Here is a 5971-nt window from a genome sequence, read left to right as displayed (position 1 = left end):
GGCGGCGCGGCTTCGGGCTGGGGCTTGGGCGGCGCCGGCTCGGCCTTGTCCTCGGCCGGCGCGGGCGGCGCCGAATCCTCGGGATTGCCGATATCGGGCGCCTTGCTCTCGGCGGGATCGACCGTCGTGTTGGGGGCGCCTGCCTTCAGCCCGACATCGTCGGCGATCGTTACGTCCATCGGCGCGACCGGCGGCGGCGGGGGCGAGGGCGGCAGCAGCGACAGGATCGTGAACAGGACGATATGCGCGAGCAGCGACACGCCGATCGCGGTCCACAACCGGTCGTGGCGCTCCTGAGGGATCGGGCGCAGGATAGGGGAGACGGCGATGCCGCTCACTGGCGCTCCCTGGCGTTGGAGACGAGCGCGACGCGGGTGAGGCCCGCGCGGTTGAGCTCGCCCATCACTTCCATCACGCGGCCATAATCGAGCGCCTTGTCGGCGCGCAGAAAGATCTGGGGCGGCTTGTCGGCCTGGCGGCGTTCGCTCGCGATCACCGAGAGGCGGTCGGGCAGTTCCTCCATCGTCACGGCGTCGTCGCCGATATGGATCGTGCCGTCGCGATCGACCGCGATGTCGACCGGCTTCTGATCCTGGTCGAGCGCCTTGGCGCGGCTATCGGGCAGATTGACCGGCACCCCCGCGGTCATCAGCGGCGCGGTGACCATGAAGATGATCAGCAGTACCAGCATGACGTCGACCAACGGCGTGACGTTGATGTCCGCCATCGGCGCGCGCCGTCCCTTGGCGCGGCTGGAGGGGAGATTCATGGCCACGTTATCGCCCCTCCCGTAAACGGGAGGGGAATGGACATGTCATCACTCTCACCGCTTCGCCTCCAGCTGGCGGCTCAACGTCGTATGGAACCCATCGGCGAAGCGGATCAGCCGCGCCTCGATCCGGTTCACGCCGTGGCTGAAGCGATTGTAGGCGATCACCGCAGGGATCGCCGCGAACAGGCCGATCGCGGTGGCGAACAGCGCCTCGGCGATGCCGGGGGCGACCACCGCCAGGCTGGTATTCTGCGCCGCGGCGATACCGGTGAAGCTCGACATGATCCCCCAGACGGTGCCGAACAGCCCGACGAACGGGGCGACCGACCCGACTGTCGCCAAGATGTTGAGCCGGTCGGCGAGCTTGTCCGCTTCCCCGGCAACGGCCGAGCCCATCGCGGTGGCGAGGCGCTCGCGAATGCCCTCGCGATCGACCACGCCGCCGGCAGTCGAGCGGCGCCATTCGGATACGCCGGCCGCGAACACGCGCGCCACCGGCAATTCGTCATCACCGTGCAGCTTGTAGAAAGCGTCGATATCCTCCGCCTTCCAGAAATCCTTTTCGAATTTGTCGATCTTGCGCCGGGTCGCGCCGATCTTGGTCGAGAAGCCGATGATGATCGCCCAAGTCCAGATGCTGGCGAGCAGCAGCCCGGCCATGACGATCTGAACGATGATGTCCGCATGCAGCAGCAGCGCGATCGGTGAGGTCGATCCGGGGGAAAGGTCCAAACTCCAATGCATTACGTCTTCAGTCCCCTTGTTCTTCGGGTGTACAGATCAGCCCTGCATAGGCCGACGCCCAGTGTGCCGGCTGGCGTTTCGGGCGTCCGTCGGGCGCGACCAATGCTGCGATCACCTCCGCTTCTGCCAGTAATTCAGGTCCCCGCATGACTCTCTGATGAATATGCACCGCCGCGGCGCGAATCCGTGTCAGTCGCGAAACAACCACCAACGCGTCGTCGAGTTTCGCCGGGCGGCGAAATTTGATCGCCATGTCGGACACCGCATAGGCGCCCTCCCCGGCTTCCATCGCCGCGCGCTGATCGATCCCGACCAGCCGCAGCATGTCCGACCGCGCACGCTCCATGTAGCGCAGGTAATTGGCGTGATAGACCACGCCCGACAGATCGGTATCCTCGAAATAGACGCGCACCGGGAATCGGTGCTCGCGTCCGTCGAAGCGTCCTTCGACCGGCTGGTCGATACCGATTGCCGTCATAACACCACGCTCTACCGGACCCGGCTGCCAAGGCAAACTCAATTGGTCCCAGCTTTCGCGCTGGACGGCGCGACGAGCGGGGCTAAACCCTCGGCGGAATGACAGAAGCCCTTCGGATTCGCGGCCTTGCCAAGGCGTTCGACAAACCCGTCATCACCGGCCTCGACCTCGATATCGCCGGTGGCCAGCTTTATGCGCTGCTCGGCCCGAACGGTGCGGGCAAAACCACCACGCTCAGGATGGTCACCGGCCTGACCCGGCCCGATGCGGGCAGCATCGAGATTTTCGGGGTGAATGCGCTAGCTGATCCGATCGCGGCCAAGGCGATCACCGCCTGGCTGCCCGACGAGCCGATGCTCTACGACAAATTGAGCCCGCTCGAATATCTCGCCTTCGTCGCCGGGCTGTGGCGGATGGACCCGCATGTGGCGTCGGAAGAAGCCGAGCGGCTGCTTCACTGGCTCGATCTGTGGGAACAGCGCGACACCAGGTGCGAGAACTTTTCGCGCGGCATGAAGCAGAAGGTCGCGTTGGCGGCCGCCCTGATCCATGATCCCAAGTTGCTGATCCTCGACGAGCCGCTGACCGGCCTCGACGCGGCGATGGCGCGCTCGGTCAAGGATGCGCTGCGCGAACAGGTCGAGCGCGGCAAGACGGTGATCGTCACCACCCACATCCTCGAAGTCGCCGAGCGCATGGCCGACCGCATCGGCATTATCGGCGGCGGCAAATTGCTCGCGGAGGGCACGCTCGACGAATTGCGCGACCGTGCCGGGACCGAGGGCATGACGCTCGAGGATACCTTTATCCGGCTGACGAGCGGGGCGTGACCCGATTGGCTCCCGGAAGCTTTGCCTGGCTGGCCCGGCACGAATTGCGGCTCGCCTGGCGCGGCCGCAGACGCAGCGGCAAGCGTCAGGTACTCGCCCTGGTGTTGCTCGGCCTCTACCTCGTGGCCGGCACGACGGTCGCCTATTTCCTGATGGGCGTGCCGATCGACTATCGCGCGGAGATCGGGATCGGGATCCTCGCCGCGTCGGTCGTCGCGTTATCGTTCATGACGACGCAGGCGATCCTGGGCAGCCAGCAGACCTTGTACGAAAGCCGCGACCTCGATTTGCTGCTGACCGCACCGATCGAGGGCCGGGTTGTGCTGCTCGCCAAGTTGGCGGGAATCGCCGGCATGATCGTGCTAACCTATGGCGGGCTGTTGTTGCCGGTGGTCGTCCCGGTGGCGATCCTGGGCCATCCGCATCTGTTGGGCGTGGTCGCGCTGCTGGTGGCATTGGCGCTGAGCGCGGCCGCAATCGGCATCGCCATCACCCTCGCGCTCGCCAGCATCGCCGGCCCCCGCGCCGCGCGCACGGTCGGTCAGGTCGCCGCAGCCGTGTTGGGCGGCGCCCTGTTCCTCGTCAGCCAGCTATCGCATGGCGGCCAGGGCCGACAATCGTCCTTTGTCGTGGTCTTCCGGGATCTACGCGCCTGGGGATGGGGCGAGAGCGGATGGAGCGGCGTGCCCGGCCATGCCGCATTCGGCGATCCGGTGTCGCTCGCGATCCTGCTGGCGATCGGGGTCGCGCTATTCACGGGCACCGGCGCGGTGCTGCAGCGCCTGTTCCTGAGCGGCTATCAGGATGCCGGAATGCGGCTGAGCGGGACGCGGCCGACCGGCAAAGCGAGCGCTCGCCTGTTCCATGCCGGCTTGTTCCGGTCCGTCCTCGCCAAGGAATGGCGCTTGCTCGCGCGCGATCCCGGTCTGGTGTTCCAGATCATCCTGCGCCTGGTCTATCTGGTGCCGCTGATGCTGGTCGCGTTTCGCGGAGGTGGCGGACTGATCGCACCTGGCCTCGCTTTTGCCAGCGTGCTGGTGGCGACCCAGCTCACGGGCAGCTTTGCCTGGCTGGCCGTGTCGGGCGAGGATGCACCCGAGCTGATCGCGGTGGCCCCGGTCGATAAGGCGCGCGTCGATCAGGCCAAGCTCGCTGCAGCCTTGCTGATGGCGGCACCGATCGCCGCCTTGCTGCCGATCGCGATCGCGACGGTAGGTCGATCGCCGCTAGGTGCGTTGGTATCGCTGATCGCCACCGCGATCGGCGGAACGATCGCGGGCTATATCGAGCTCAAACTGGCCAAACCGGGCCAGCGCTCGGCGTTCGCCAAGCGGCGCGGCGGCAGCGCGATTGCCGGCATCCTGGTGATGATCGTCGCCGCGATCTTTGGCGGCGGGGCCGCGGCGATCGTCTATTTCATCGGCTGACGATTGCCGCGGTCGATCCGCGCGGAGGCGCGGAGATTTTGACTCGCACAAAGCCACGAAGGCACAAAGAGTTGGTTTCGCGCAGAGAGTGCTGAGGTGTTTTGCCTAGCTGCGTCAGCAGCCTTTCATTCAATGATGACGGGAAACAAAAGCGCGCTGCCGCGCGCGCCTTCTCCACGCCTCTGCGCGACAAAATCTTCGTGGCTTTGTGCCTTTGTGCGAGTCAAAATCTCGGCCCCGCCGGCCCGGCCGTTGCCAGGGAGGCACTATTTGACAGGTTGATCGAACAACCCATCCTGCGCGCCTGCGGGCGGATTCAGACCGAGATGCTTCCAACCGGAAGGGTTGAGACACCGCCCGCGCGCCGTGCGCGCGATCAGGCCAAGCTGGATCATATAAGGCTCGACGACTTCCTCGATCGTGTCGCGCGGCTCGCTCAAGCCCGCCGCGAGCGTCTCCACTCCGACCGGGCCACCGCGATAGATGTCGGCGATCATCATCAAATAGCGGCGATCCATCGCGTCGAGCCCGAGCTTGTCGACTTCGAGCCGGTTGAGCGCGGCGTCGGCCGCGACCGCATCGACCGTCTCGCGTCCCGCGACATTGGCAAAATCGCGCACCCGGCGCAGCAGCCGCCCGGCAATGCGCGGCGTGCCCCGAGCGCGCCGCGCAATCTCCCGCGCGCCATCCGCCGAGACGTGGAGACCGAGCAGGCGCGCCGCGCGCGTGACCACCGCTTCCAACTCATCGACCGTGTAGAAATTGAGCCGCACCGGGATGCCGAAGCGATCGCGCAGCGGCGTCGTCAGCAATCCTTGCCGCGTCGTCGCCCCGACCAAGGTGAATTTGGGCAAATCGATGCGCACCGACCGCGCCGACGGCCCTTCACCGATCATCAAGTCAAGCGCCCGGTCCTCCATCGCCGGATAGAGCACTTCCTCTACCGCTGGCTGGAGCCGGTGGATCTCGTCGATGAACAGCACGTCGCCGTCTTCGAGATTGGTCAGCAACGCGGCGAGGTCGCCCGATTTGGCGATCACCGGCCCGCTGGTCGCACGGAACCCCACCCCCATTTCGCGCGCGATGATCTGGGCGAGCGTGGTCTTGCCGAGCCCTGGCGGCCCGAAGAACAGGACATGGTCGAGCGCATCGCCGCGCGTCTTGGCCGCGGAAATGAACACGCGCAGATTCTCGCGCGCCGCTTTCTGCCCGACAAACTCGTCGAGCGTCTTGGGACGCAGCGCCGCGTCGACATCCTCGGCTTGACGCTGGGGCGTGATCAGGCGGGCGGGTTCGTCCATCGAACGTTCCCTACCTGTGCACGCCCCCATTTGTCACGCGGTCAGTAGAATGCGCCGTAGATCACGTCGGCGACGCGCCGCGTGCGGACATTGACCAACAGCAGATCGGGGCCATAGCGCACCCAGCGATAGCCGGGAGGCGGCGGCTCGAGGCCCATCTGCCACCAATCGTCGTAATAATAATGATGGCCCACGAAGATGGCGGGCAGCAGGAGTCCGATCGTCCAGCGGCGATAATGCCAGCCCGGCGGATAGATCCAGCCCGGCCGATGGATCGGCCGGAAATTGGGCGGGCGGCCGGCGCCGGGGCGATGCGGCTTGCCGGGCTTGGGCGGCCGGGGCAACGGCGGCATCGGCTTGGTCACCGGCGGCCGCGGAGGCCGCGGCGGGCGAACGACACCGCCGCCATTGCCGGGGCC

The 5971-nt window shown here is 66.5% G+C and carries 7 protein-coding genes and 1 pseudogene; 2 read left to right on the top strand and 6 right to left on the bottom strand.

Annotation, left to right across the window (positions count from 1 at the left end):
* The 4 genes and pseudogenes from SAS01S_RS21400 to ybgC form a co-directional block, all read right to left on the bottom strand.
* Positions 1–338, bottom strand: a pseudogene (locus SAS01S_RS21400) (hypothetical protein); the annotation flags it as partial.
* On the bottom strand, positions 335–775 hold the full coding sequence (tolR, locus tag SAS01S_RS21395; protein ID WP_066813166.1) for a protein TolR: 441 nt from the start codon (positions 773–775) through the stop codon (positions 335–337). The pseudogene SAS01S_RS21400 and the gene tolR, both read right to left, overlap by 4 nt.
* Before the next feature lie 48 nt (positions 776–823).
* Positions 824–1516: a protein TolQ gene (gene tolQ / locus SAS01S_RS21390; protein ID WP_066813164.1), complete on the bottom strand. Its 693-nt coding sequence runs from the start codon at positions 1514–1516 to the stop codon at positions 824–826.
* A 7-nt stretch (positions 1517–1523) separates the two neighbouring features.
* Positions 1524–1994: a tol-pal system-associated acyl-CoA thioesterase gene (gene ybgC, locus SAS01S_RS21385; protein ID WP_066813162.1), complete on the bottom strand. Its 471-nt coding sequence runs from the start codon at positions 1992–1994 to the stop codon at positions 1524–1526.
* Between the two features lie 98 nt (positions 1995–2092).
* On the opposite strand from ybgC, the gene SAS01S_RS21380 reads away from it, so the two are divergent.
* Positions 2093–2824, top strand: coding sequence for an ABC transporter ATP-binding protein (locus SAS01S_RS21380; protein WP_066813160.1), 732 nt, complete (start codon positions 2093–2095; stop codon positions 2822–2824).
* The gene (locus SAS01S_RS21375) at positions 2821–4251 is read left to right on the top strand and encodes a hypothetical protein (protein ID WP_066813155.1); all 1431 of its coding nucleotides are present in this window, start codon (positions 2821–2823) and stop codon (positions 4249–4251) included. Before SAS01S_RS21380 ends, SAS01S_RS21375 begins: the two co-directional genes overlap by 4 nt.
* A 266-nt stretch (positions 4252–4517) precedes the next feature.
* On the opposite strand, the gene ruvB is transcribed toward SAS01S_RS21375, so the two are convergent.
* Together ruvB and SAS01S_RS21365 are read right to left on the bottom strand one after the other, a co-directional pair.
* Positions 4518–5552: a Holliday junction branch migration DNA helicase RuvB gene (gene ruvB, locus SAS01S_RS21370; protein ID WP_066813154.1), complete on the bottom strand. Its 1035-nt coding sequence runs from the start codon at positions 5550–5552 to the stop codon at positions 4518–4520.
* A gap of 41 nt (positions 5553–5593) precedes the next feature.
* Positions 5594–5971 (bottom strand): RcnB family protein (locus SAS01S_RS21365; protein ID WP_245657066.1); only part of this gene is annotated, 378 nt, incomplete at its 5' end.

This window comes from Sphingomonas asaccharolytica NBRC 15499 (genome assembly GCF_001598355.1).
GTDB classification, from domain to species: Bacteria; Pseudomonadota; Alphaproteobacteria; order Sphingomonadales; family Sphingomonadaceae; genus Sphingomonas; species Sphingomonas asaccharolytica.
This window is presented reverse-complemented; position numbering and strand designations above follow the sequence as displayed.

Coding starts and splice junctions, on each gene's coding strand:
- tolQ (WP_066813164.1), bottom strand. CDS start 1,516: ATGCATTGGAGTTTGGACCTTTCCCCCGGATCGACCTCACCGATCGCG.
- SAS01S_RS21380 (WP_066813160.1), top strand. CDS start 2,093: ATGACAGAAGCCCTTCGGATTCGCGGCCTTGCCAAGGCGTTCGACAAA.
- ruvB (WP_066813154.1), bottom strand. CDS start 5,552: ATGGACGAACCCGCCCGCCTGATCACGCCCCAGCGTCAAGCCGAGGAT.
- ybgC (WP_066813162.1), bottom strand. CDS start 1,994: ATGACGGCAATCGGTATCGACCAGCCGGTCGAAGGACGCTTCGACGGA.